Origin of the sequence: Amycolatopsis sp. NPDC049159 (assembly GCF_040648295.1) — a bacterium.
GTDB classification, from domain to species: Bacteria; Actinomycetota; Actinomycetes; order Mycobacteriales; family Pseudonocardiaceae; genus Amycolatopsis; species Amycolatopsis pretoriensis_A.
Genome location: NZ_JBEZDL010000001.1, coordinates 502534 through 526589, shown reverse-complemented (window position 1 = coordinate 526589; position 24056 = coordinate 502534). Strand labels below are relative to the sequence as shown.

The following is a 24056-nucleotide window of genomic DNA, read 5'->3' as shown; positions in this document are numbered from 1 at the left end:
GTTCACCACGCCTGACCACAGGAAAGAGTCGTTCATGACGTCTCGCCAGTCGCGGTCCGGCAACGCCCGCTCCGCCAGCAGCGCCAGCTCCTGCCGCAGGCACTCCCCCGGATCCGACCCAGCCCCGCGCCCCGCGCCAGACCACTCGGGGCGGCGACGTCATGAACGAGTCGTTCACCTCGCCTGACGGCAGGAAAGAGTCGTTCATGGCATCAGGTCAGTCGCGGTCAAGGAGAGCCCGCTCCGCCACCAGCGCCGACTCCAGCCGCAGGCGCTCCCCCGGATCCGACCCAGCACCAATCCCGCGCCCCAGACCAAGCCACCCGGCGCGGCAAGCACCGCGTCAATCGCGACCCGGCAACGCCCGCTCCGCCAGCAGGGCCAGCTCCAGCCGCAGACGCTCGCCCGGGTCGTCCAAGCGCGCTCCGAACAGCTCCGACAGCTTCTTCAAGCGGGCCCGGATCGTCTGCGGGTGCAGGTCGAGCAGGCGGCCCAGCTCCGGGGCGCTCCCCCGGGTCTGGACCAGCGCCAGCAACGTCTCCGCCAGCTGCTCGCGGCGGCGTCCGGACAGGCTCGACAGCGGCTCCAGCGTCGTCTCCGCGAGCTGCGCCACCAGGAACTCGTCCGCCAGCAGGAGCAGCGTCGTCACGTGGTCGCGGCACCAGACCACCGGGCCCGGCGCGTCCAGCAGGCCGCGCGCCGCCAGGTCGACCGCGCGGCGGGCCACCCGGAACGACTCCGGGGCCGAGGCCACCGGCACCAGCGGGCCCACCGCCGCCGTCCAGCCCGCCGGGAGGGCCGACAGCCCGGCCAGGTCCGTGTCCGGGGCCGAGGTCAGCGCGGCCGGCGGGTCGCCCGACGGGTCGGCCGGGACGTGCTCGGGCAGCAGGCCCGGCGGGAACTCCGGGGCGCCCGGCAGCGCCCGGAACGCCACCGCCGCCACGCGCGACGGCACCGGCAGCCCGGACGCGGCGACCAGACCGTCCACTTCGGCCGGTGTGCGGCCGCCCAGGAGGGCGCGCAGCACGCGGCGGTGGCGTTCGCCGGTGCCGGACACCGCCGCTTCGGCCGCGCTGTAGCCCTCCGCGACCGCCGCCATCGACGTCTCGACGTCGGCGAACATGCCCTCGGCCGCGCCGTACAGGACATCGCCGGACAAGCCCGCTTCCCGTGCGGTGTCGGCGATCCACCGCCACGTCACGCGGCTCGACACGCGCACGGCCGCCTGCACGGCCTCGCGGCTCAGGCCATTGTGGAACGCCGCGCGCCCGTGCCCGCGGAACTCGGCGAGCCGGTCGGCCTGCCACATCGCGGGCGTGCCGACGCGGTCGATGTCGCGCTCGATCCCGCGCCGCGTCTGCTCGATCGCGGCGACGCGCGCCGGGCCGGGGGCGAAACTCCCGGAATATTCCGGAACCTCGGCGGCGATGGCATCCACGCAGGCCCGGGCGATCTCCGGGATCCGCGGGCGCACGACGTCGCCGAGTTCGTGCGGCAGGCGGGCCCACACGGAGCCGTCCGAGGCAGCGGGAACGCGCATGGGGAATTCAGTCCTCCACTGGGAATTGGCGCCTCAGAAATAACCCCCGCCACCTGACACGGAGCGTAGAACGCCCACCCGTCCGTGTCAAAAGGACGGGTGCGCGTCACCCTTTCAGGGAACCAGTCGTTGATTATTCAGTCACGCACCGGTCGGATACGCTCAGCCGACACCGGACTCGAAGGGGGATTGGTGGTCGAGTACCGCAGCTTCCGCCTGCTGGCTTCGCTGCCACGCGCGCTCGGCGCGGGCCTGCGCCCGCACGTCGGGCACGCCGCGGCCGCGATGATCCAGGAGGTCCAGCGCACGGTCCCGGCCTACGGCCAGCCGCTCAAGGGCGTCTTCGGGAAGGTGCTGGTCAAGAGCGTCGAGTACGCGGTGCAGCACTGCGTCGACTCGATGGGCGAGCCGGCCCTGTCCCACGACCACTGGATCGAGTTCTACCGCGGCCGCGGCCGGATCGAGTTCACCGAAGGCCGCAACCTCGACGCGCTGCAGGACAGCGCCACGCTCGGGGCCAGGGTGGCCTGGCGGGCGATGCACCCCGGCGTCGTCGCGGCGGGCGTCGACCCGGCCGTGATCTCGGTCGCGGCGGAGGCCATCTTCGCCTACGTCGACGAGCTGTGCGCCACCGCGATCGAGGGCTACCAGGAGGCGCAGGCGAAGGCCGAGGGCGCCGTCCCGGTCCGGCGGCGGCGCCTGCTGGAGCTGATCGTCCAGGCCCCGGAAGGCGCCGCGAGCAGCATTGCGGAGCTGGCCGGCGGCGCGGGCTGGCCCCTGCCGGAGACGGCGGCGATGGTCGCCCTCGAGCGCGGCCCGGACGCGGCCGACTTCCCCGCCGACCTGCTCGGCGACGGCGTCCTGGCCGATCTCGACGGCCCCGAGCCGCACCTGCTGACCCGCAACCCCGACGCGGAACTGACCCCGCTGGAGGCCAAGCTCGACGGCTGGCGCGCGGCGGTCTCCCCGACGGTCCCGCTGGCCGACGCCCCGGCCGCCCTGCGCACGGCCCGCCGGGCGCTGTCGCTGTCCGGCCCGGACACCCCGGGCCCGATCATCTGGTGCCGCGACCACCTGGCCACGCTCTGGCTGCTGGCCGAGGACTTCCTGGCCGCGGAGCTGGCCCGCCAAAGCCTCGACCCGTTCGCTTCGCTGACCGAGAAGCAGCGTGACCGGCTGGGCGAGACCCTGCTGGCCTGGCTGGAGACCCGCGGTGGCGCGCCGGAGATCGCCCAGCGCCTGGGGGTGCACCCGCAGACGGTCCGCAACCGCTTGCGCCAGCTGGAGGAGCTGTTCGGCGACCGGTTGAAGGACGCGGACGACCGCCTGGGCATGCAGCTGGCCTTGCGCGCGCAACGGCTGATGCGCGCGCACCGGCCCCCGGAGAGCTGACGCCTCGAGCCTCGCCCGCGCAGGTGCTCAGCGGCTCCCCTGCGCAGCTCCCCGTGCGTGTGACGGCCCGCTCAGCACGCGGTCCAGCGTGCGCACCGGCATCGGCAGCACCCGGCGCCAGGGACGGTGCCCCGGGCGGCGGCGCGGCAGGGGCGGGGCGAAATGAATACTCGCGCGGCAGGACATCAGCGCGTCCGGTGCGTCATTGCGACCATGCCTTCGAGAATTACCCGGATACCACCGGAATGTCGATACACTTTCCCCGTGCTTCCCGGAAACCCGCACGCGTGCGCGTCTTTCCGCAAAATTTCTTGTCATGCTCGGTGCGGATTTCGCCGGGGTGGTCTTCACCACATCGGCGGAAGTGGTCGGATGCCCTATTTTCGGCTCCGCGAGAAAGGGCGCCGATGACACTCCGAACCCACGACCTCACCTTGCACGGCCGGCGCGTCCGGGTGCACGAGCACCTGCCCGCGACGGACGACGGCGACGAAGCGATCGTGCTGCTGCACGGGATCGCGGGCAGCGCCGGAACCTGGGCGCCGGTGCTGCAGCGGTGCGCCGGGCTCGGCCGCCGCGTCCTCGCCCCGGACCTGCCCGGGCACGGGGATTCCGACGCACCGCGCACGGACTACGGCCTCGGCGCGATGGCGAGCATCGTGCGGGACGTGCTCGCGGTGTCCGGCGTGCGGCACGCGACCGTCGTCGGCCACTCGCTCGGCGGGGGCATCGCGATGCAGTTCGCCTACCAGTTCCCGGAAATGTGCGACCGGCTCGTGCTGGTCGGCAGCGCCGGCCTCGGCCCGGAAGTCAGCCCCGTGCTGCGGGCGACCGCGCTGCCGGGGGCGCCGGTCTTCCTGGCGCTGACGGTCAACCGGTGGACGCTCGCCCTCGCGCGGGCCGTGGCCGGGGTCGGCCGCCGGCTCGGGGGATCGTTGAAATCTGAAACACGGGAACTGGCCGGGCACTTCGGCTCGCTGGCCGACCCCGGGCGGCGGCGCGCGTTCCTCGCCATCGCGCGCAGCCTGATCGACCTGCGCGGCCAGCGCGCGAGCGCCGTGGAGAAGCTCTACCTGGCCGAGTCCGTGCCGATGCTGCTCGTCTGGGGCGCGCGCGACCCGCTGATCCCGGCCGCGCACGGGCGCCGGACGGCGACATTGCTGCCGGACAGCCGCTTGACGGTGCTGGAAAACGTGAAACACTTTCCGCACGTGGCCGACCCGGACGGGTTCTGCCTGCTGCTGAACGAGTTCGTCTCGGGGACCACGCCCGCGCGGCTGACGCTCGACGACGTCGTCGCCCGCCTCCTGGCCGGCTGAGCCGTCCGAAAAGGCCGCCGGAAAAGTTGTCACCCGCGCACCATCGGCCCGCGGCGGAAGTGTCACCTCCCCTCGCGCCGTTCCACCCGTTCGGGTGTAGTCCGGACGGGTTACCCCGAAGTCAGCGGAGAACCCGTTGACAGTGCCGTTCGCGCGAAATTATGTTGCCTGAGCCACAAAATCTGGATCGGCTTCGACGACGAAGAGGCTGATTTTGTTGCCAGCAAGGATAAAAACATGACCGACGTGGACACCGGGTTCGCCGGCCCCGCACTGCGGGTCAACCGGCCTCATCCCGGCGAGCGCTCTTCCGGACCGGCTCACCGGCAGCAGTCCGTGTCGGCCGACCGGCCCCGGCACGCCTACCCACCCGCCCCTCGAACCCCGGCGGACCCCCAGCACGGGCGCGTTTCCGGCGCCATCGGGCTGTGGGCTTCGCTGCCCCGCGAACTGGCCGTGCGGTTCAAGCCGCGGGTCGACCCGCTCGCCCGCGCCATCCTGCAGGAGGTCCAGCGGGCGGTGCCCGAGTACCGCCAGCCCCTCGAAGGCGCGTTCGGGCACATCATCACCCAGGGTGTGCGGCAGTCGATCATCCAGTGCCTCGACAGTGTCGGCACCCCCGGTGCCGTCCCGCTCGAGACGTGGACGACCGTGTTCCGCAACCTCGGCAAGATCGAGTTCAACGAAGGCCGCAGCCTCGACTGCCTGCAGACCGCGTACCGGGTCGGCGGGCGGGTCGCGTGGCGGCACATCTCGGAGTTCGGGCAGGCCGCCGGCCTCGCCGCGGACACGCTGTGCACCAGCGCCGAGGCCATCTTCGCCTACGTCGACGAGATCTCCGCGCTGTCGATCGAGGGCTACACGGCGGCCCAGACGCGGGCCGCCGGCACCCGGGCGCGCCGCCGGAGACGGCTGCTCGACCTGCTGCTCGCCGATCCGCCGTCCGCACCGCAGACCATCTCCGCGCAGGCCGCCACCGCGCAGTGGCCGCTGCCGGCCGAGGTCACGGTCGTCGCCCTGGAACCCCGCGCCGACCAGCACAGCCTCACCGCGCCGGACCTGCACTCCGACGTCCTCGTCGACCTCGAGGGCAGCGAACCGTGCCTGGTCACCGGCGACCCGGCCAAGCACCTGACCAACCTGTCCGAGCGGCTGCGCGGCTGGCGCGCGGTGGTCGGCCCGACCGTGCGGCTCACCGACGCACCGCGGTCGCTGCTCTGGGCGCGCCGGACGTTGAAGCTCGTCCAGCGCGGCGTGCTGCCGGACGCACCGGTGACGCGCTGCACCGATCACCTGTCCACGCTGTGGCTGCTCGCCGACGAGTTCCTGGTCCGCGAGCTGTGTTCGCGCAGCCTGGAGCCGTTCAAGGACCTCACCCCGAAGCAGCGGGCGCGCCTCGGCGAAACGCTGCTGATCTGGCTGCAGTCCCGCGGCAGCGCGCCCGAGATCGCGAAACGGCTCAAGGTGCACCCGCAGACCGTGCGGTACCGCATGCACCAGCTGATCGACCTGTTCGGCGACCGGCTGAACAACGCCGACGACCGGCTCGACATGGAGATCGCCCTGCGCGCGGAGGCGCTCCTCGGTTCCTGACCACGATGAGGTGGGCGATGACGGGACCCCCCGTCGAAACGACGTACGGGCCGATGCTCGGCGGCGACGGGCGGCCGGGCCAGCTGTGGGCCCTGCTCCCCCGGGAGCTGGCCGCCGTGTTCCGGCCGCGGCTGCTGGACGTCGCCGACGAGGTGCTGCGCGAGATCCAGCGGACCATTCCGGATTACGCGCGGCCGCTCGACGGCGCGTTCGGCAAGGCGCTGCGGGCCGGCGTGCAGGCGGCGATCCTGCAGTTCATCGACCGGATCGCCGCGTCCGGCCCGGTGCCCGACGACCGGCGGAAGCTGTTCGTCGGGCTCGGCGTGCACGAGCTCGCGCAGGGTCGCAACCTCGACGTCCTGCAGGCGGCCTACCGGGTCGGCGCGCGGGTGACCTGGCGCCGGATGGCGGAGGTCGGCACGCGCGCCGGCGTGCCGTCGGCGACGCTGTGCCTGCTGGCCGAGGCGATCTTCGCCTACATCGACGAGCTGTCGGCGTTGTCGATCGAAGGCCACGCGGCGGCGCAGGCCCGTGCCGCGGGAGCACTGGAACGGCGCCGTCGCCGTCTGCTGGACCTGCTGCTGGCGGACCCGCCGTCGCCGTCCCGGACGGTCCAGGAAGCCTCGACGGCGGCGGAGTGGCCGCTGCCGCACCGGCTGGTCGCGGTGGCGCTCGACGAGGCCGCCGACGTCAGCGGCCTGGACGCGCTGGAGGACTTCGAAGACGGGACACCGCGGCTGCTGCTGGCCGCCCCCGAAGACCGCGACGCGCTGACGGCCGCGCTGGCCGGGCACCGCGCGGCGGTCGGGCCGCCGGTGCCGCCCCGCCAGGCGGGCCGGTCACTGGCGACGGCGCAGGAGGCCTTGCGCCTGGTGGCCGCGGACGCTCTCCCGGACGAGCCGCTGACCTGGTGCGAAGACCACCTCGCGACGCTGTGGCTGCGCAAGGAACCGTTCCTCGCCACGGAGGTCTGCCGCCGCCGGCTCGCCCCGCTGACGGCGTTGACGCCGAAGCAGTACAACCGCTTGGCGGGCACGCTGCTCGCGTGGCTGGAGACGTGCGGCAACGTCCGGGAGGTGGCCGACCGGCTGGCGATCCACCCGCAGACGGTCCGGGCCCGGGCGCAGGAGCTGGAAACCCTGTTCGCGGACCACCTCCGCAACCCGGACGACCGCTTCGAGATGATCCTGGCTCTACGCGCGACCTTGACGTAGCCGGGTAACCGGCCCGGCCGACCGCCGCCCGCGCGGACACACCGTCGAGGGCGTCGTCGCATCCGTACCGCCCCACGCATCCTGGCCCGTCCCCGGCTCAGGCCGCGGCGCGTTCGGCGAGCGGACGGCGGCGCAGGCCCGGGTCGTGCACGGCCGGCGGCTGGTAGTTCTGGTCGAGCGCGCCCACGTTCGTGCCGGGCGGCACGATCTCGTCGATGCGGTCGAGGACGTCGTCGGTGAGCCGGACGTCGACGCCGGCCAGCAGGTCGTCGAGCTGGGGCATGGTCCGCGGGCCGAGCAGCGCGCTGGTGACGCCGGGGTGGGCGATGACGAAGGCCATCGCGAGGTGGGTCATCGGCAGGCCCGCTTCGGCGGCCAGCGGAACGAGCTGCTCGACGACGTCGAGCCGGCGTTCGTCGCTGAGGTGCTTGAGCAGGTGGGCCCGGCGCAGGTCGTTCCGCTCGCCCTTGCGGACGCGCCCGGTGAGCAGTCCCTGGCCGAGCGGGCCCCAGATCAGCGTGCCCATGCCGAAGCGCTGGGCCAGCGGCAGCACTTCGCGTTCGACGCCGCGGTTGAGGAGGGAGTAGGCCGCCTGCTCGGCGCGGAACCGCGCCAGGCCGCGCCGTTCGGCGACCCACTGGGCCTCGACGATGTCGGACGCGAGGCTCTGGGACGTGCCGATCGCGCGGACCTTGCCGGCGCGGAGCAGGTCGGTCAGCGCGGAAAGCGTTTCCTCGACGTCCGTCGCGGGATCGGTGCGGTGCAGCTGGTAGAGGTCGATGTGGTCGACCTGCAGGCGCCGCAACGAGTTCTCGACGGCGGTGACGATCCAGCGCCGGGAGGCGCCTTGGTGGTGCGGGTCGTCGCCGACCTGGCGGCCGAACTTGGTGGCGAGCACGACGTCGTCGCGGCGGCCCCGCAACGCTTTGCCGACGACCTCTTCGGAGTCGCCGTAGGCGTCGGCGGTGTCGATGAAGTTGAGGCCCGCGTCCAGTGCCTTGTGGATCATGCGGGCGGAGTCGTCCGGGTCGGGGTTGCCGAAGGACGTCGCGAACATCATCGCGCCGAGCGCGTACGGGCTGACCTTGATCCCGGTCCGGCCGAGGGTGCGGTAGTGCATGGGGGTCTCTTCCCGTCGGGGTGCCGGCCGGCGCGGATGCCGTACGCTGGCCGTAAGTGGAAAGCTATTCCGGAACTATACGGAAAAGCTTTCCGGTTATGCAACCGAGAGGGGCGAAGTGACCCAGGAGACCCGACGCCGGCGTGCCGACGCCCAGCGCAACGTCGAGGCCTTGATCGAGGCGGCGCGGACGGTCTTCGCCACCTCCGGCGTGGACGCGCCGGCCAAGGAGATCACCGACCTCGCCGGAGTCGGCGTCGGCACGCTGTACCGGCACTTCCCGCAGCGCTCGGACCTGGTCAAGGCCGTCGTGCGGACCGGGATCGACGCCGTCGCCGACGCCGGCCCCCAGCTGAGCGCCGCCCACCCGCCGGAGCGGGCGCTTTCGCTCTGGATCGACCGGTTCGTCGAGCTCCTCGGGACCAAGCGCGGGCTCGCCTCGGCTCTGCACTCGGGCGATCCGGCGTTCGAGGGGCTGCCCGGCTACTTCATGGAGCGGCTGGGGCCCACGCTCACGGCTCTGCTCGACGCGGCGGCCGCCGACGGTGCGATCCGCGGCGACCTCGGCGCCGAGGACCTCCTGCACGCGATCGCGTTGTTGTGCCAGCCCGCACCCGGGCGCGAGCCGGGGCACGGCAGGCGCATGGTCGCCGTCCTCGTCGACGGCCTCCGCTACGGCGCCGCCGAAGCGTGAGCCCTCCACCGCGCATCGCCCGGCCGGCTCAGCGGACGCCGGCCGCCACCACGAACGGGAGCGCCACGAACAGGCGGTCGTCGCGGGCTCTCGCCGTCTGCTCGTCGAGCCAGTCGCCTTCGCCCGCGAGGTCGGCGAGCATCGGCAGGCACGCGGCGTCGGTCCAGACCGCCGTGCGCACCTCCACCGTCACGCCGGTGAACCCGTTGTCCAGCAACAAGTTCCGGTAGCGCCGCGCCACCCTCGGGTGCGGCAGCCGGTCCGCCCGGGCGTGGACGAGCGCGCGGGTGCGGCCGGGGTCGTCGGAGTCGATCAGGATGGCGTCCCAGTCCTGCCCGGTGAGCACCGCGCGCCCGCCCGGCGCGAGCACCCGGCAGGCCTCGGTGACCGCCGCCCCGGGATCGGGGAGCGCGTGCAGCACCTTGTCGGCGCGGTAGCCGGTGACCGCGCCGTCGCCGAGGGGCAACGCGGTCGCGTCGGCGACGTGGAATTCGCCCGCCGGCCAGCGCTCGGCGGCGGCCTCGACCATGGCGGCGTTCAGGTCGACGCCGATGGCGCGGACGCCGCGGGCGGCCAGCTCGCCGACCGCGCGGCCGCCGCCGCAGCCGACGTCGACCACCGTGCCCGTCAGGCCGCGGTAGGTGAGTTCGCGCAGGTCGCGGGCGGCGGGCCGGTCGTCGAAGGAATCCAGGAGAGCGAGCAACGTGGACATGGCCGCCATCTTGGGACTTGATGTCGGCATGAAGTCAATAGGCGAGGTGGCGGCCCGGTTCGGGGTGCCGTCCCACGTGCTGCGTCACTGGGAGGCCGAAGGGCTGCTGGCCCCCGCACGCGCCGGGAACCGCCGTCGCTACAGCGATGCCGACCAGCACCGGGTCGCGGCGATCCTGGTCTCGAAGGAGGCGGGCCTCGGGCTCGCCGACATCCGGGCGGTGCTGGCCGCCCCGACCGCGTCGGCGCGCGAGGAACTGCTGGCCGGGCACCGGCGGCGGCTGGAAGCCCGGCTCGCCCGGACGCAGGCCGCGCTCGACCTGCTCGGCGGTGGCCCCTGCCCGCACGACGACATCATGACCTGCCCGCACTTCCGCGGCCTGCTGGCCGGACGGCTGCCGTCAGACGCCTGACGCGTCCTCCCCGAACAGGTCGGTCCGGTGCACGAATTCCTCGAGCACGGAAGAAAAGTACGGCCGCCAGACCGCCGGCGAGAGCTGCCCGGTGCCGACCCGGGTGATCGCCGCGGGCAGCCCGCGGGAGCGCCGCCAGGCCGCGAACGCGTCCAGCCACGCGTCCGCCGTCGCGTCCCCGACCCGGCCCGGCGAACCGAACAGCGCCGTCGCCGGCGAGCACAGCAGCCACCAGACCGGCGGGATTTCCGCGATCGCCTCGTGCAGCCGGCGCGCACCGAGCACCCTGGCCCGCCACACGGTCTCGGCGTCCTCGGCGAACACCCCGGCCGCGTGCACGATCCCCCGCAACGCCACGCCACCCGCCGTCGCTTCGGCGATCAAGCGGTCCGCGACGCCGGAGTCGGCGAGGTCACCGGCGACGACCACGACGTCGACGCCGGGGAGGTCGGCCACCCCGCCGCGCCGTCCGGAAAGGACGATCCGGGTGGCTCCGTGGTCCGCCAGCCACCGCGCGGTGGCCAGTCCGAGCGCGCCGAACCCGCCGGTCACCACGTACGCCCCCGGCCCGGCCGGCACTTCGGGCGCGACCGGGACCCGCGTCAGCCGCGCCGCGTACCGGACGTCGTGGCGCCAGCGCACTTCGTCTTCCGGCGCGTCCGCGCGCAGTTCCCGTGCGATCGCGTCCACAGTGGACCGGACGTCGAAGTCGGCGATGCTGGCCCGCAGGTCCGGGCGTTCGCAGGCGAGCACCCGGATCAGCCCGCGCAGGAACACCAGCCCCGGCTCGCCCCGCGCCTGCGTCACCAGGTGGAAGCGGACGCCGCGGTCGAGCCGCGCGACCACCGACGAGACCGCCTGCAGGAGTTCGCGCGCGTCCTCGGGGTCGTGGTAGGCGTGCGGGGCCCCGGTGAGGAACACGACGCCGCGCACCCGGCGGCCGGCCAGGAACCCGGGCAGCTCGCCGAAGTCGTCCTGGGGCAGGGAAAGGGCCTCGTCCCCGGTCTCGGCCAGCGACAGCGCGAGCGCGACGGCCCGGGCCAGCGCGGCCGGGTGCTCGTCGGTGAGCAGCAGCCACGACCCCGGCGGCAGCGGCGGCGCCGGCGGCAACGGCGCTTCGGGCCAGGTCACCTCGAACGCCCGGGTGGCGAACGGGACGCCCGGCGACAACGCGCGTTCGTCCTCCACCGGCCCGGTCACCGGAGGCCGTCCGGTGTGGACAGACCGGCCAGGTAGCTTTCCCGGCACTCGACCCGGTTCCCCGGCAGCGCGCCCGCGCTCAGCACGACGACCCGGCGCGGCGTGAGCCCGTGCCGCTCCGCCAACGCACCGCGCACGGCCCGCTCGACCACGCCGCGCGGCGGGACGATTCCCGAGGCCAGCTCGACGACCAGCACGACTTGCGCACCGGGGACGGCGAACGCGGCCGCGTCCCGGATCGCCGGATGGGCTTCCCCGGCGGTCGCTTCGAGGTCGCGCGGGTGGTGCCCGGCGGCGAAGTCTTCGTCCAGGATGGACAGTTCGCCCGCCTCGTCGAGCACGCCGAGGTCACCGGTCCGCAGCCACCACCGGGGCTCGTCGTCCCCGGCGAGGATGGCGCAGAAGACACGGGACGATTCTTCGGGCCGGTTCCAGTAGCCGCGGGCGACGTTCGGCCCGCTCACCCAGATCTCGCCGGCCTCGCCCGCGGGCAGCCGCCGTCCGCCGGGGTCGACGATCGCGACGCGCTGGCCCGCCGGGTGCCCGCACGCGACCAGCGCGGTCGCTTCGGGCACGCGGTAGCAGACCCGCAGCTGCCCGACCGCCTCGCGCAGCCGGTCCAGCTCGGGGTCGGTGGTGCTCGCCAACGTCGTCACGGGCCCGAGCGCCTCGAGCGGTTCCAGCCGCTCGACGAGCACCGCGGGCCGGCCGGTGGTGAGCGGCACGGCCACGCCGAGCAGCAGGCCCAGGGGATCGCTGAGCGGCAACCGGCTCACCAGCGTCCCCGGCCCCAGCACCGGCGCCGCCTGCCGGGCGTTGGCGACGACGTTCGCGTGCGTGACCATCACCCCGCCCGGGTACTGCAGGTAGGCCACGTCTTCGGCGGGCACCGGGTCCTCGGTGAAGCCCGGTGCCGCGGGCACGGCGTCCACGGCGAGCACGCGGTGGCCACACGTGTCCAAGGTGGACAGGAAGCGCCGGGTCGCCGCGACCGTCGCCGAAGTCGCCAGCACGATCGCCGGTTCCGCGTCCGCGAAGACGCGGGCGCGGTCCGGGCCGGCGGGGATCGCGACCAGCCCGGCGCGGAGCACGCCGAGGAACGCGACGACCTGCTCGACCGGGTGCGCGACGAGGATCGCCACGCGCTGCCCGGGTTCGGTGACCTGGCGCAGGGCCGCGGCGACGGCCGTGACCCGGCCGTCCAGCTCGGCCCAGGTCACCGTCGTCCCCTCGGGCCCGAGGAAGGTAAGCGCTCTCTCGCTGCCCGCTGCCGCCGCGCGGGCGGTCAGCAGCGTCGAAAGCGTCGTGGCCCCGGCGGCCCGTTCAGAACTCGTGAGCATCGGTCCCTCGTGCATTCTCAGGCGGCGGACATCCCGGTGACGCGCCACTTCCCGCCGGCGCGCTCGGCCGTGACGCTCAGCTGCGCGGCCCCGGTGCTGCGCTGCCCGTCGCCCCGCGTCCCGGTCTGGTCGAGGAACACCAGCAGCGCCGCGCGGTCGCCGTCCAGCAGCTTCACGCCGGCCGCGACGGCGGTCGAGGTGACCACCAGCTTCTGGTCCGCGGCGAGCTTGCGCACCTGGCCGAAGAGCTGGTCGTACTGGGCCAGCGCGGGACCGGTGAGGACGTCCTTCGCCGCCTGCTCGCTCTTGGCCGGGTCGTCGAAGCGGTAGGAGAAGACCGTGCCGAGCGCGGCGCTGATCTGCTTCGCCGCGTCCGCGGTGCCCGAAACGTCGGCGAGCGCGCTGTTGTGCGCGACGACAGCGTTCGTCTGCCGCGCCTCGATCGCGCACCAGCCGGCGACCCCGGCCATCAGCACGGCGACCACCGCGAACACCAGCCACGAACGGCGGTGCGGGGCGGCGGGCGGGTCCGGTTCGGTGCCCGGTTCCGGTTCCGGGTCGTGGTGGCGCCCGGCCACCTTGACGGCTCGCTTCTTCGTCGGAACGGTCACGGTGCCTCCCCGGCCGGGACCTGGCCGAGCCCGGTGACGTGCCAGCCGTCCGGCCCGCGCGCCAGGTCGGCCTGGAACCGGTTGCGCTTGGTCACGGCTTCACCGCCGTCCGGTGCGACGACCAGTTCGACCGACGCGATCAGCTTCGCCGTCCCCGCACCGGTGTCCACTTCGGTCACCGCGGCGTCGGTGACCTTGCCGGTGGTGACCGTCTTCGCCTGGGCGATCCGGTCGAGGCTGCCCTGCCGGTCGGCCGCCAGCTCGTCGTGCAGGGCGCCGCCGGAGAGGTCCAGCCAGCGCTGGTAACCCGGCGCCGCCCGGTGGTAGTCCAAAGTGGTCAGTCCGGCGACGGCCGTCCGGCCCGCCTGCAAGGCGTCTTCCCGGACGACCGCGCGCGCGACGCCGTCGTCGTGCGCCGCCTGCCACCAGGTGAACCCGGACCACCCGGCCGCCGCGGTCGCCACGACCGCGGCCGCCGGGGCCAGCCACGTCAGGATCTTCACGGCCGTCCTCCCGGTGCGTTCTGCGAACCCCGCACGTTCGTCGGATTGCCCCTCGGCAGCGCGCAGCGCGCGGCCGTGTTCAGCGGGCGGGTCGAGGTGTCCAGGCCGTCGCGGTACGGCGTCGTGTACCCGGTCGTGCACGGCGGCGGGTCGAAGAAGGTCAGCGACAGCCCGAAGTGGGCGCCGTCCGGCCGGATCACCGCGCTGCCCGCCGCGACCGCCTGCGGTGCGGTGATCAGCAGCTGCCGCAGCCCGTCCCGCCGGTTCTCCAGGACGTCCGCGGTGGTCAGCAGGTTCGCCAGCAGCACGCCCAGCTGCGGCCCGGAGTCGCGGATCAGGGCGCCGACCTCGTTCGCCGCGGCCGGCACCGCCGGGATGAGCGTGCGCAGGTCGCCGTCGGCCTGCTTCAACGTCGAGGCCAGCAGCTTCGCGTTGGCACCGAACTCGCGGATCGCGCCGGCCTGCTGCACCTGGGTGTCGAGCACGACGTGCGCGTCGGTGACGAACCGGGTCAGCGGCGCCACGTGCGCGCTCGCCGCCTGCACGAACTCGATGCCGCGCCCGACCAGCTGGTCCAGCGCCGGACCGGCGTCGGTGGTCGCGTTGTACAGCTCGTCGACGACCGTGCGCAGCGCGGGCTTGGGCACCGAATTGGCGAACGTGTCCACTGTCGACAAGACGACGTCGACCGGCAGCGGGATCTTCGTGTCGGCCTGTGTGATCACCGACCCGTCCCCCAGCTTCGGCCCGCCGGCACTGCGTGGCCGCAGGTCGACGTACTGCTCGCCGACCGCCGAGCGGTCCGCGACGACGGCCTCGGTGTCGGCCGGGACCGGCGCGGTGCCCGAGTCGATCTCCAGGTCGGCTTCCATCCCGGCCGGGGTCAGGCGCAGCTCGCCGACCCGGCCGATCGGGACCCCGCGGTAGGTGACCTCGGCGCCTGCGAAGATGCCGCCGCCGGTCGGGAACTGCGCTTTCACGGTGTAGCCGCGGTCGAAGAACACCTTGTCCAGACCGGCGTAGGTGGCTCCGACGTAGGCCACGCCGAGCACGGCGATGACCACGAAGATCGTCACCTGCAGGCGCACGAACCGGGTCAGCATCAGTGACCCACCTTGAGGAAGCCGTTGAGGTAGTCGCCGCGGATGGTGTCGAGCGCCGCGTCCGGGAACGGGAAGGTGAAGATCATCTCCATCGCCTTCGGCAGCTTGTCGCCGGAATCGGCCAGCCGCCGCAGCAGCGGTTCGAGGGCCTTGAGGTCGGCGACCAGGTCGTCCTTGCTGCGGTTGACCGTGTCGACGGCGACCGAGGTCAGGCCGTCGAGGGACTTGAGCATCCCGACCAGCGCCTCGCGCTGCTGGTTGAGCACGCCGATGCCGGGGGTGAGGCCGTTCAGCGTGGTGGTGATCTGGTCGGTGTGCGCGTTCAACGTCTGCGCGAGCTTGTTGACGCTCTCGATCGCCCGCGTGATCTCGGTGCGGTGCTCGTCGAGGCCGCGCACGAATTCGTCCAAAGAGGACAGCAGGCTGCGGGCCGCGGTCTCGCGGCCGCCGAGGGCTTCGTTGAGCTGGTGGCTGATGTTCTGGACCTGAGCCACACCACCGCCGTTGAGCAGCAGCGACAACGCCCCGAAGACCTCCTCGATCTCCGGCGTCAGCGTGGACCCCTCCAGCGGGATGGTCGACCCGTCGAGGAGCCGGCCCGACGGCGTCGCGTCGGGCGGCGCGGCCAGCTCGACGAACTTCTCGCCGAGGATGCTGGCCTGCCGCAGCCGCGCGACGGCGTTGCCCGGCAGGTCGACGTCGCCGTTGAGGAGCAGGTCCACGATCGCGCTGCGCCCGTCCGGCGCCAGCTCCACCTTCACGACCTGCCCGACCGGGACGTCGTTGACCTTGACGCCGGACTGCGGCACCAGGTCGAGCACGTTGGTGAAGCTCGCGGTGACGTGGATCGGGTGGTCGCCGAGCGCGGCGCCGCCGGGCAGCGGGATGTCGTAGACGCTGACGCCGCGCCCGCAGCCGGTGGTGACCAGCGCGAGCGTCACCACGGCGGCGAGCTTGACCAGGGACTTCATTTCCCCTCCGGGAACTCGAGGAGGTTGCCGCGGCCGTCGAGGGTCCCGTTCGCCTTGTCGTAGGCGCCCAGGAGGTTCGTCAGCGCGTTCGGCGCCGCCTGCAGCGCTTCGGCGAGGGAATCCTTCTGGTTGACGAGGATCTTCGTGACGTCGGCGAGTTTGTCCACATCGGTCTGGACCTTGCCGCGGTTGTCCTTGATGAACCCCTGCACGACGCTCAGCGCCTGGGTCAGCTCGGTCAGCGCGCCGGAGAACTGGTCGCGCTGGTCGGCCAGCACCTTGCTCAGCGAAGCGATCTGCGAGATCGCCTGCTTCACCTGACCGTCGTTGGCGGCGAGCATCGCGGTGAACTTGCTGATGTTGTCCACCGAGCCGAACAGGTCGTCCTTCGAATCGCTCGCGGCGCGGGCGAATTCGCCGAGGTTCTTGATCGCCGTGCCGATGGTCTGCCCGTTGCCGCTGAGGTACTCGGCCGACTTGGTCAGCACCTCGCTGACGGCGCCGTCCTTGTTGGCCCCCTGCGGGCCGAGCGCGGACATCAGCTGGTTGAGGCTGTGCAGCAGGTCGTCGACCTCGACCGGGGTCGCGGTGCGCTCCCGCGGGATCGAAGCGCCGTCGGGCAGCTGCGGCCCGCCGCGGTAGACGGGCGTGATCTGCACGTACCGGTCGGCGACCAGGCTCGGCGTGATCACGACGGCTCCCGCGTCCGCGGGCAGCTGGGCGTCCGGCTTGAGCGTCATGGTCACCTTGACGTCGGTGCCGTTCGGCTCCACTTTGGACACCGACCCGATGGCGACACCGAGGACGCGCACGTCGGAGTTGGGGTAGATGCCCACGGCGGCGGTGAAGTACGCGGTCAGCGTCCGCTCCCGGGGTGCGGTCGCGATCGGCCACGCCGCCGAGACGACGAGGGCGAGGAGGACACCGACGGTGAGCGCGCGCAGTCGCGTCCGCCGTCGTGCCTGCGCTCCCAGGTCGATCAGCTGGTGCGCCATCAGCGTCCCCCGTTCTTCGGCGGCAGGCAGCTTCCCGGCGTGCTGCCGGTGGGGATCAGGCCGCAGATGTAGGTGTCGATCCACCGGCCGTTGCCGACGGCGTTGCCGAGCAGCCGGTAGAACGGCCCGGCCAGGCGCAGGCTGTCCTCGAGCTTCCCTTGGTTCTGCTGCAGCACTCCTGCGACGCGGTCGAGCTGGTCGAGCGCCGGGCCGAGCGTCTTCTGGTTGTCCGCGACCAGCCCGCGCAGCTGGATCGAGAGGTTCTTGATGCCGCTGAACAGCTGCGCGATCGCGTCCTTGCGCGCGTTCAGCTCGGTCAGCAGCGTGTTGCCGTCGCGGATCAGCGCCTGGATCTGACCGGTGCGCTCGCCGAGCGTCTTAGACACCTGGTTGGTGTTCTGGAACAGCTTGACCAGCTCATCGTCGCGCGAGGCAAGCGTTTGCGACAAGGCGGCGATGCCGTCGAACGCGGTCCGCACGTCCTGCGGAGCCGACGCGCCGAGCGTGTCGGACAGCGTGCGGAACGCCTGCGCGAGCTGGTCGGTGTCGATCGCGCCGACCGTGCCGGCCAGGTCGTTGAAGACCGTGGTGACGTCGTAGGGCGAGCTCGTGCGCTCGGGCGGGATGGGCTGTGCCGGGTCCAGCTCGCCGTTGCCGACCGGGTCGAGCACGAGGTTCTTCTGGCCCAGCAGCGTCTTGATCTTGATCGCCGCCGTCGTCCGGTTCCCGACCCAGGTGTCCTTGACCCGGAACAGCACCTCGACGTGGTCGCCGGCCAGCCGCACGTCGGTGACCTCGCCGACCTTCACCCCGGCCACCCGGACCTCGTCGTTCGGCTTCAGCCCGGCGGCCTCGTGGAAATCCGCCCGGTACGTGGTGCCGCCGCCGACGAGCGGCAGGTCGTCGGAGAAGAAGGTGGCGCTGCCGAACAGGGCCATCACCAGCGCGGTCACCGCACCGACGGCGATCGGGTTCCGCGAGCGGAACGGCTTGACGCGGGGCGGTTTCACCGGCACCTCCCGGCCGTGACGGGGATGCCGGGCGGCGGGCCGCCGGGCGCCGGTTTCGCGTCGGTCTCCACCGAGCAGAGGTAGAAGTTCGCCCACGAGCCGTAGGAGAACAGCGTGCCGATCCGGTCGAGCTTCTTCGGCAGGTTGTCGACGAACTGCTGGAACACCGGGGTGTTGTCGGCCAGGTTCTTCGACAGGTCCCCGAGCGCGGTGATGCTGTCCTTGAGCGGCTGCCGCCCCTGCTCCAGCAGCCCGGCGGTGGCGGTGGTCAGCTCGCCGAGCCCGCCGATCGCCTGCCCGATCGGCTTCGCGTCCGCGGCGAGGCCGGTGACCAGCTGCGCGGTGGTGTCGACGAGCGCGTCGAACTGGTCGCCCTGGGCGTTCACGGTGTCGAGGACGGTGTTGAGGTTGCCGATCACCTGCCCGATGACGGCGTCTTTCCCGGCCAATGTGGACGTCAGCGACGCCGTGTGCCGCAACAGGCTTTCGATCGTGCTCCCCTCGCCCTGCAGCACCTGGATGATCTCGAACGACAGCTGATTGACGTCGTTGGGCGAGAGCGCCTGGAAGAGCGGCTTGAAGCCGTTGAACAACGCGGTGAGGTCGAGGGCCGGCGTGGTCCGGTCCAGCGGGATCTCGGCGCCCTCGGCCAGCGTCGGCGAGGTGTCGGTGGCACCGGGGTCGACCGAGAGGTACCGCTGCCCGACCAGGTTGCGGTAGCGGATGGTGACCGCGGCCGACGCGGTCAGGCGGTGCGTGAGGTCGACGGAGAAGTCGACGTCGGCGAGGCGGTGCTCGACGACCCGCACCGCGTCGACCTGGCCGATCCGGACGCCGGCCATGCGGACCTCGTCGCCGGGGTTGACCGACGTCGCGTCGGTGAACCGGGCGGTGTACCCGATCGTCGACCCGACGCCGGCGTTGGCGATCGTGATGGCCAGCACGCCGGTCGCGACCGCGGTGACGAAGAAGAAGATCAGGCCCTTGATCGCGGGCCCCGCGATGCTCCTCATCGGACGGTCACCTCCGTTCCGCGCAGCGCCGGTCCGATCAGGACGCTGCTCCAGTCCGGCACGGCGCCCAGCGCCGGCTTCAGGAGCTCGGCGACGAGCTGCCGCTCCCCCGGGGAGTTGGCCGGCCCGAGGTCACCGTCGGTCGCGAAGGCGGCACCCGAGGCCGCCGCCCCGCCGCCGTAGCACTTCGGGCCGCCGGTGGCGTCGAAGCGCGGGGTGTCCCGGCCGGGTACGTACTTGTCGCGCGGGTCCTGCACGGTGAGCGTGACGTGCAGACCCGGCTCGTTCGTGCCCTTGCCGAGCGCCTTCTCCATCAGCGGCTTGAGCCGGTTCACCGCGTCGAACAGGCACGGGAACTCGGGCGAGTACTGGGAAAGCAGCTCCAGCGACGGGCGGCTCGCGGCGGAGACACCGATGATGTTGTCCTTGTTCTTCCGCAGGAAGTCGTTCAGGTGCCCGGTGGCGCTGGTGACGCTCGTGTAGAGGTTGTCGAGGTCAGCTCGGGTGTCCACAATGGTCTTCGCGGTGGTCGACAGGTCGGTGAGCGCCTGCAGGATGTCCGGCGCGGCGGTGGTGTAGACGTCCGCCGCGTTCGCCAGGCCGGTGATGTCCGCCTTGAACTGCGGCATCAGCGGGTTCAGCTGGGCCAGCAGGTCCTGCAGCTTCACGATGCTGTCGCCGATCGGCTGACCCCGGTTGTCGAGGGCCTGCGAGATCGCGCCGAGGGAGCTGTTCAGCTTCTGCGGCTGGACCGCGCGCAGCAGCGGCAGCAGGTCGCCGAGAACGCGTTCGAGCTCGATCGCGCTCGACGAGCGGTCCTGCGCGATGACGTCCCCCGCGGCGAGCTTCCCCTGTGGACGGCCGGGCAGCACGAGGTTGACGTACCGCTCGCCGAAGACGGTTTTCGGCAGCAGCCGCGCGGAGACGTTGCCGGGCAGCTGGCCGATCTTCGCCGGGTCGAGCGCCAGGTCGATCTCGGCGCCGGTGCGCGTGCTGCGCACCGCCCGGACCTCGCCGAACGGCACGCCCTTGACCTTGACCTCGGCGGTCGGCGCGAGCTGGTTGCCGACCCGATCCGCTTTCAGCGTCACCAGCTCGGCGTCGTCGAAGTCCTTGTCGTAGATGGCGACCGCGAGGTAGCCGAGCAGCACGAGCACGCCGAGGAACGCGACCCCGGCGAGCTGCGTGGCGAAACGGCTCATCCGGACACCTTCACCGTCGTCGTCGCGCCCCAGATGGCCAGGGACAGGAACAGGTCGAGCACGCTGATCAGCACGATCGACGTCCGCACGGCCCGGCCGACCGCGACGCCCACCCCGGCCGGCCCGCCGGAAGCGCGGTAGCCGTAGAAGCAGTGGGTCAGGATCACGCCGACGCTGAAGACGAGCACCTTGCCGAACGACCACAGCACGTCACCGGGCGGCAGGAACAGCGTGAAGTAGTGGTCGTAGGTGCCGCCGGACTGGCCGAAGAAGACGACGGTCGTCAGCCGCGAGCCGAGGTAGGAGATCAGCAGCCCGATGACGTACAGCGGGATGATCGCGATGAACCCCGCGACGATCCGGGTGGTGACCAGGTACGGCATGCTCCGCACGGCCATCACCTCGAGCGCGTCGATCTCCTCCGAGATCCGCATGGCGCCCAGCTGCGCGGTGAAGCCACTGCCCACTGTGGACGAAAGCGCGAGCCCGGCGACGAGCGGCGCGATCTCGCGCGTGTTGAAGTACGCCGTCAGGAACCCGGTCATCGCCGAGATGTTGATCTGGTTCAGCGCGCTGAACCCCTGCAGGCCCACGGTGACGCCGGTGAACACGCACAGCCCGACCATCACGCCGATCGTGCCGCCGATCACCGCGAGCGCGCCGCTGCCGAACGTCACTTCCGCCAGCAGCCGCACCACTTCGCGGAAGTAGCGGGTCACCGCGAGCGGGACGGCCGCGATCGCCCGGACGTAGAACATCAGCTGGTCGCCGAGTTCGAACAGCCGGTCGCCGGGTTTGCCGAGGATGGCCACTCAGGTTCCCTTCGCCGGGACGAGCTGCAGGTACAGCGCGGTCAGCACGGTGTTGACGAAGAACAGCAGCAGGAAGGTGATGACGACGGACTGGTTGACGACGTCGCCGACGCCCTTGGGGCCGCCCTTCGGGTTCAGGCCGCGGTAGGACGCGACCACCCCGGCGAGGTAGCCGAAGATCACCGCCTTGACGGAGCTGACGACGAGGTCCGGCAGCTGCGCGAGGGCGTTGAAGCTGGCCAGGTACGCGCCGGGCGTGCCGCCTTGGATGATCACGTTGAAGAAGTAGCCGCCCAGCACGCCGACGACGCTGACCAAGCCGTTGAGCAGCACGGAAACACCGACGGCCGCCTGCACCCGCGGCACGACCAGCCGGTGGATCGGCGAGACGCCGAGCACCTCCATCGCGGCGATCTCTTCGCGGATGCTGCGCGCGCCGAGGTCGGCGCAGATGGCGCTGCCGCCCGCGCCGGCGATGATCAGCGTCGTCACGATCGGGCTCGCCTGCTGCACGACGGCCAGGACGCTGGCGGCACCGTTGAACTGCTGGGCGCCGATCTGGCTGGTGAGCGACCCGAGCTGCAGCGAGATGACCGCGCCGAACGGGATGGACACCAGGATCGCCGGCATGATGGACACGCTGGCGATGAACCAGAACTGCTCGACGAATTCGCGGACCTGGTACGGGCGGCGGAACATCGCGAGGACGATGTCGAGGCCCATGGCGCACATGCGCCCGAATTCGCGCAGGCCGTTGGCCGCTTTCCGGGGAGCTTCGCTGAGCAGGGTGGTCATGCTTGCTTGCACCCGGCGCTGAAGCAGCGCAACGTGAGGTTCGAGACGAAGGTGTTGCCCGGCCCCGAAACCAGGCCGGTGAGCAGCCGGCTCAGGTCCTCGTGCCCGGTGCACCCGGCGAACGCGGGCGTGCTGAACGTCGAAGTCACCTTCACCGGCGGGGCCGGCAGCGAAATCGGCACCAGGGCCTTGATGGTCACGGACGCGGGCTGCGCCGTCCGGCAGTCCGGGCCGACGTCGAGCGCCTTGCCGTCCACCTTCACGTTCGAGAGCTTGATGAACACCTTCGCGGTCACGTCGGTGTCGGCGCAGATGTTCGTCTGCGTGGCCTTGCAGTCCTTGTCCTTGCCCGTGTGCACGGTGGCCGTGCCGGTGGCGTCGCCGTCCGGGACGATCTCGACCCGGCCGGTGGTGCCCATGAACCGGAACGCGACGAAGTAGCCGTCGGTGGGCGGGATGTTCAACTTGCCGGTGATCGGCACGGTGCTGGTGAGGCCGCCCAGCGCGCCGTCGAAGGTGCCGGGCGGGAACGCGATGTCCGACCCGAGCTTGGCGACGTGGCTCGTGGTCGGCTGCTGCGCGTCCCCGAGGGTGAACCCGAAGGGGATCGGCGCGGCGGCCGCTTGCGCCGGCGCCGGGGTCGCGTCCTCGTTGGGTGCGGCTTCCGCGGCACCCAACGAGAACGCGGCCAGCGCCAGCACGAGCGGCAGCGAGAACCGGGTCAGCGAAGACATTCGGACTTCCTCATCGAAGGCGATCCTTTCCGAAGCTACTGACGATTCTCGTTGCGGGACAAGGGTTGTTCACGTTCTTGTCACGCGGGTCTGCGTTTTCGCGCCACTACTTCACTTCTTGGTGAGGGTCACTTCCAGCTTGTTGCCGGGGCCGGAGGTGAGCCCGCTGATCAGTCCGGTCAGGAACCCGCACCCGGTGAACTGCGGGATGCCGTACGTCGCGGTCAGCTTGCCGCCCTTGAGCGGGTCGAACCCGGGCGCCGAGACGAGCGGCACGTCGGCCGGCTTCACCGTGTGGCACGACTTCGACTGCAGGATCGGGAACCCGAAGACCCGCACCTTGGTCAGCTGGACGTCGATCCGCGCGTTCGCCTTGACCGCACCGCCGGTGAGCGTGCCGTTGATCGCACCGACCTGGTCGAGCTTCACCGTCGCGGACGCCGGGATGAAGCCGAGGACGCGGAAGTCCACGTCCGACTTCGGCAGCGCGAGCTGGGCGCCGAACTTGCCGGACGCGGCGTCGAGCTTCGCGTCCAGGCTGCCCGGACCGAGCGGCAGCGTGGCGTGCAGCTGCTTGAGGACCGACTTGCCCTTGACCGAGTACTTGACCTCGACGCCACCCGGCGGCGTGGTCGGCTGGGTCGTCGGCTCGCTGGTGGGCGTCGACGGTTCCGTGGTCGGCGTGGTCGGTTCCGTCGTCGGCGTGGTGGGAGTCGTCGGCTCCGTCGTCGGGGTCGTCGGCTCGGTCGTCGGCGTGGTCGGCTCCGTGGTGGGAGTCGTGGGCTCCGTCGTCGGGGTCGTCGGCTCCGTGGTGGGAGTCGTCGGCTCCGTCGTCGGGGTCGTCGGCTCCGTCGTGGGAGTGGTCGGCTCCGTGGTCGGCGTGGTCGGCTCGGTCGTCGGAGTTGTGGGCTCCGTCGTGGGAGTCGTCGGCTCCGTGGTCGGCGTGGTCGGAGTGGTCGGCTCCGTCGTCGGGGTCGTCGGCTCCGTCGTGGGAGTCGTCGGCGTGGTGGGAGTCGTGGGCGTGGTCGGGGTCGTCGGCGTCGTGGTGCCGCCCGCCGGCTTGATCTCGAACGTGCCCAGCTGCTGGTTCTGGCCCGGGACGGCGACGCAGTCCGAGGTGAACGTGCCCAGGTCGGTCGGCTGGCCGTCCGCCGTGCGCGGGGTCATCGTGGTGCTGAAGTTCCCGACCGTCACCGACGCGGTGCCGGGGCTGGGGAACGTCACCGCCGGCGCCTTGCCGCTGCTCTTGACGTGGAACGCGCCCGAGGGCGGCACCGGCGTCGACGCGATGGTCAGCGGCAGGTTCAGGTTCAGCGTTTTGTCGACCGGGTACTTGAGCTGCGCCGCGGCCTTCGCCGAGCCGTCGAGCGAGGTGGCGCCGACCAGGGCGAGGCCCTCGGTGGCGGTCTCCGGCACGGTGACGTCGACGTCGAAGGTGATCGGCGTCGACGAGGCACCCGCGACGGCGTTGTCGGGCAGGTTCGTGTCGATCTTCACCGCCAGCACCTGGTCGCCGATCAGCGGGAACGGGCAGTTGTAGTTCAGCGTCAAGCTCACCGGCGCGGCCTCGGTCGGCCCGGCCCCGACGAGCACGACGGTCGCCGCGACCCCCGCGACGGTAGCGGCGGCCAAGCCGTACGCGGGCTTTCTCGACTTCCACGAAAATCTCACGGGTCGTCACCTCAGGGAATGGGGGAATTTCAGCGAAAACTACCTCCGCGATTCCGGCCGAACAAGCCGCTCCGATTTCTTTGTCACGCGCATGGGAACG

At 72.1% G+C, this 24056-nt stretch carries 23 protein-coding genes; 6 read left to right on the top strand and 17 right to left on the bottom strand.

The window, feature by feature from the left end:
- Nucleotides 1–343 precede the first annotated feature (343 nt).
- Complete coding sequence (locus AB0B33_RS02520) at nucleotides 344–1540, bottom strand: helix-turn-helix domain-containing protein (protein WP_360765850.1); 1197 nt, start codon at nucleotides 1538–1540, stop codon at nucleotides 344–346.
- Between the two features lie 192 nt (nucleotides 1541–1732).
- Between AB0B33_RS02520 and AB0B33_RS02515 the strand changes: the two genes are divergently transcribed.
- From AB0B33_RS02515 to AB0B33_RS02500, 4 genes are all read left to right on the top strand, one after another.
- Nucleotides 1733–2932, top strand: coding sequence for a PucR family transcriptional regulator (locus tag AB0B33_RS02515; RefSeq protein WP_247019434.1), 1200 nt, complete (start codon nucleotides 1733–1735; stop codon nucleotides 2930–2932).
- A gap of 407 nt (nucleotides 2933–3339) precedes the next feature.
- Nucleotides 3340–4251, top strand: coding sequence for an alpha/beta hydrolase (locus AB0B33_RS02510; protein ID WP_360765847.1), 912 nt, complete (start codon nucleotides 3340–3342; stop codon nucleotides 4249–4251).
- Between the two features lie 237 nt (nucleotides 4252–4488).
- On the top strand, nucleotides 4489–5844 hold the full coding sequence (locus AB0B33_RS02505) for a helix-turn-helix domain-containing protein (protein ID WP_360765844.1): 1356 nt from the start codon (nucleotides 4489–4491) through the stop codon (nucleotides 5842–5844).
- A 17-nt stretch (nucleotides 5845–5861) separates the two neighbouring features.
- Nucleotides 5862–7058, top strand: a complete 1197-nt coding sequence (locus tag AB0B33_RS02500; RefSeq protein WP_360765842.1) for a helix-turn-helix domain-containing protein — start codon at nucleotides 5862–5864, stop codon at nucleotides 7056–7058.
- 97 nt (nucleotides 7059–7155) lie between these two features.
- Here the strand turns inward: AB0B33_RS02500 and AB0B33_RS02495 are convergent, their stop codons facing one another.
- On the bottom strand, nucleotides 7156–8178 hold the full coding sequence (locus AB0B33_RS02495; RefSeq protein WP_360765839.1) for an aldo/keto reductase: 1023 nt from the start codon (nucleotides 8176–8178) through the stop codon (nucleotides 7156–7158).
- A gap of 118 nt (nucleotides 8179–8296) precedes the next feature.
- Between AB0B33_RS02495 and AB0B33_RS02490 the strand changes: the two genes are divergently transcribed.
- Complete coding sequence (locus AB0B33_RS02490) at nucleotides 8297–8872, top strand: TetR family transcriptional regulator (protein ID WP_360765836.1); 576 nt, start codon at nucleotides 8297–8299, stop codon at nucleotides 8870–8872.
- 28 nt (nucleotides 8873–8900) lie between these two features.
- On the opposite strand, the gene AB0B33_RS02485 is transcribed toward AB0B33_RS02490, so the two are convergent.
- Nucleotides 8901–9584, bottom strand: a complete 684-nt coding sequence (locus tag AB0B33_RS02485; protein WP_360765833.1) for a methyltransferase domain-containing protein — start codon at nucleotides 9582–9584, stop codon at nucleotides 8901–8903.
- Between the two features lie 28 nt (nucleotides 9585–9612).
- On the opposite strand from AB0B33_RS02485, the gene AB0B33_RS02480 reads away from it, so the two are divergent.
- On the top strand, nucleotides 9613–9996 hold the full coding sequence (locus tag AB0B33_RS02480; RefSeq protein WP_247019425.1) for a MerR family transcriptional regulator: 384 nt from the start codon (nucleotides 9613–9615) through the stop codon (nucleotides 9994–9996).
- On the opposite strand, the gene AB0B33_RS02475 is transcribed toward AB0B33_RS02480, so the two are convergent.
- From AB0B33_RS02475 to AB0B33_RS02410, 14 genes are all read right to left on the bottom strand, one after another.
- On the bottom strand, nucleotides 9985–11196 hold the full coding sequence (locus tag AB0B33_RS02475) for a KR domain-containing protein (protein ID WP_360765829.1): 1212 nt from the start codon (nucleotides 11194–11196) through the stop codon (nucleotides 9985–9987). The genes AB0B33_RS02480 and AB0B33_RS02475 overlap by 12 nt on opposite strands.
- Nucleotides 11193–12536: an AMP-binding protein gene (locus AB0B33_RS02470; protein WP_360765826.1), complete on the bottom strand. Its 1344-nt coding sequence runs from the start codon at nucleotides 12534–12536 to the stop codon at nucleotides 11193–11195. Before AB0B33_RS02470 ends, AB0B33_RS02475 begins: the two co-directional genes overlap by 4 nt.
- Before the next feature lie 17 nt (nucleotides 12537–12553).
- Nucleotides 12554–13147: a hypothetical protein gene (locus AB0B33_RS02465; protein WP_360765823.1), complete on the bottom strand. Its 594-nt coding sequence runs from the start codon at nucleotides 13145–13147 to the stop codon at nucleotides 12554–12556.
- A complete protein-coding gene (locus AB0B33_RS02460; RefSeq protein WP_360765820.1) occupies nucleotides 13144–13650 on the bottom strand; it encodes a hypothetical protein in 507 nt (168 codons plus the stop codon). Before AB0B33_RS02460 ends, AB0B33_RS02465 begins: the two co-directional genes overlap by 4 nt.
- The gene (locus AB0B33_RS02455; RefSeq protein WP_247019420.1) at nucleotides 13647–14753 is read right to left on the bottom strand and encodes an MlaD family protein; all 1107 of its coding nucleotides are present in this window, start codon (nucleotides 14751–14753) and stop codon (nucleotides 13647–13649) included. The genes AB0B33_RS02460 and AB0B33_RS02455 overlap by 4 nt, the downstream gene beginning before the upstream one ends.
- Nucleotides 14753–15724 (bottom strand): MCE family protein, encoded by a 972-nt coding sequence (locus AB0B33_RS02450; protein WP_360765817.1) that lies wholly within the window; start codon nucleotides 15722–15724, stop codon nucleotides 14753–14755. The genes AB0B33_RS02455 and AB0B33_RS02450 overlap by 1 nt, the downstream gene beginning before the upstream one ends.
- On the bottom strand, nucleotides 15721–16719 hold the full coding sequence (locus AB0B33_RS02445) for an MCE family protein (RefSeq protein WP_360765814.1): 999 nt from the start codon (nucleotides 16717–16719) through the stop codon (nucleotides 15721–15723). Before AB0B33_RS02445 ends, AB0B33_RS02450 begins: the two co-directional genes overlap by 4 nt.
- Complete coding sequence (locus tag AB0B33_RS02440) at nucleotides 16719–17729, bottom strand: MCE family protein (RefSeq protein ID WP_360765812.1); 1011 nt, start codon at nucleotides 17727–17729, stop codon at nucleotides 16719–16721. The genes AB0B33_RS02445 and AB0B33_RS02440 overlap by 1 nt, the downstream gene beginning before the upstream one ends.
- The gene (locus tag AB0B33_RS02435; RefSeq protein WP_360765810.1) at nucleotides 17726–18742 is read right to left on the bottom strand and encodes an MlaD family protein; all 1017 of its coding nucleotides are present in this window, start codon (nucleotides 18740–18742) and stop codon (nucleotides 17726–17728) included. The genes AB0B33_RS02440 and AB0B33_RS02435 overlap by 4 nt, the downstream gene beginning before the upstream one ends.
- A complete protein-coding gene (locus AB0B33_RS02430; protein WP_360765807.1) occupies nucleotides 18739–19944 on the bottom strand; it encodes an MCE family protein in 1206 nt (401 codons plus the stop codon). Before AB0B33_RS02430 ends, AB0B33_RS02435 begins: the two co-directional genes overlap by 4 nt.
- Complete coding sequence (locus AB0B33_RS02425; protein WP_225958070.1) at nucleotides 19941–20702, bottom strand: ABC transporter permease; 762 nt, start codon at nucleotides 20700–20702, stop codon at nucleotides 19941–19943. Before AB0B33_RS02425 ends, AB0B33_RS02430 begins: the two co-directional genes overlap by 4 nt.
- A gap of 54 nt (nucleotides 20703–20756) precedes the next feature.
- Complete coding sequence (locus tag AB0B33_RS02420) at nucleotides 20757–21551, bottom strand: ABC transporter permease (protein ID WP_247019412.1); 795 nt, start codon at nucleotides 21549–21551, stop codon at nucleotides 20757–20759.
- Nucleotides 21548–22285 (bottom strand): hypothetical protein, encoded by a 738-nt coding sequence (locus AB0B33_RS02415; protein WP_360765805.1) that lies wholly within the window; start codon nucleotides 22283–22285, stop codon nucleotides 21548–21550. The genes AB0B33_RS02420 and AB0B33_RS02415 overlap by 4 nt, the downstream gene beginning before the upstream one ends.
- Before the next feature lie 111 nt (nucleotides 22286–22396).
- Entirely contained in the window at nucleotides 22397–23956 is a 1560-nt protein-coding gene (locus AB0B33_RS02410; RefSeq protein WP_360765802.1) for a DUF6801 domain-containing protein, read from the bottom strand.
- Nucleotides 23957–24056 lie beyond the last annotated feature (100 nt).

Coding starts and splice junctions, on each gene's coding strand:
- AB0B33_RS02495 (WP_360765839.1), bottom strand. CDS start 8,178: ATGCACTACCGCACCCTCGGCCGGACCGGGATCAAGGTCAGCCCGTAC.
- AB0B33_RS02430 (WP_360765807.1), bottom strand. CDS start 19,944: ATGAGCCGTTTCGCCACGCAGCTCGCCGGGGTCGCGTTCCTCGGCGTG.
- AB0B33_RS02485 (WP_360765833.1), bottom strand. CDS start 9,584: ATGTCCACGTTGCTCGCTCTCCTGGATTCCTTCGACGACCGGCCCGCC.
- AB0B33_RS02470 (WP_360765826.1), bottom strand. CDS start 12,536: ATGCTCACGAGTTCTGAACGGGCCGCCGGGGCCACGACGCTTTCGACG.
- AB0B33_RS02450 (WP_360765817.1), bottom strand. CDS start 15,724: ATGAAGTCCCTGGTCAAGCTCGCCGCCGTGGTGACGCTCGCGCTGGTC.
- AB0B33_RS02480 (WP_247019425.1), top strand. CDS start 9,613: ATGAAGTCAATAGGCGAGGTGGCGGCCCGGTTCGGGGTGCCGTCCCAC.
- AB0B33_RS02425 (WP_225958070.1), bottom strand. CDS start 20,702: ATGTTCTACGTCCGGGCGATCGCGGCCGTCCCGCTCGCGGTGACCCGC.
- AB0B33_RS02455 (WP_247019420.1), bottom strand. CDS start 14,753: ATGCTGACCCGGTTCGTGCGCCTGCAGGTGACGATCTTCGTGGTCATC.
- AB0B33_RS02505 (WP_360765844.1), top strand. CDS start 4,489: ATGACCGACGTGGACACCGGGTTCGCCGGCCCCGCACTGCGGGTCAAC.
- AB0B33_RS02500 (WP_360765842.1), top strand. CDS start 5,862: ATGACGGGACCCCCCGTCGAAACGACGTACGGGCCGATGCTCGGCGGC.
- AB0B33_RS02420 (WP_247019412.1), bottom strand. CDS start 21,551: ATGACCACCCTGCTCAGCGAAGCTCCCCGGAAAGCGGCCAACGGCCTG.
- AB0B33_RS02445 (WP_360765814.1), bottom strand. CDS start 16,719: ATGGCGCACCAGCTGATCGACCTGGGAGCGCAGGCACGACGGCGGACG.
- AB0B33_RS02415 (WP_360765805.1), bottom strand. CDS start 22,285: ATGTCTTCGCTGACCCGGTTCTCGCTGCCGCTCGTGCTGGCGCTGGCC.
- AB0B33_RS02520 (WP_360765850.1), bottom strand. CDS start 1,540: ATGCGCGTTCCCGCTGCCTCGGACGGCTCCGTGTGGGCCCGCCTGCCG.
- AB0B33_RS02435 (WP_360765810.1), bottom strand. CDS start 18,742: ATGAGGAGCATCGCGGGGCCCGCGATCAAGGGCCTGATCTTCTTCTTC.
- AB0B33_RS02510 (WP_360765847.1), top strand. CDS start 3,340: ATGACACTCCGAACCCACGACCTCACCTTGCACGGCCGGCGCGTCCGG.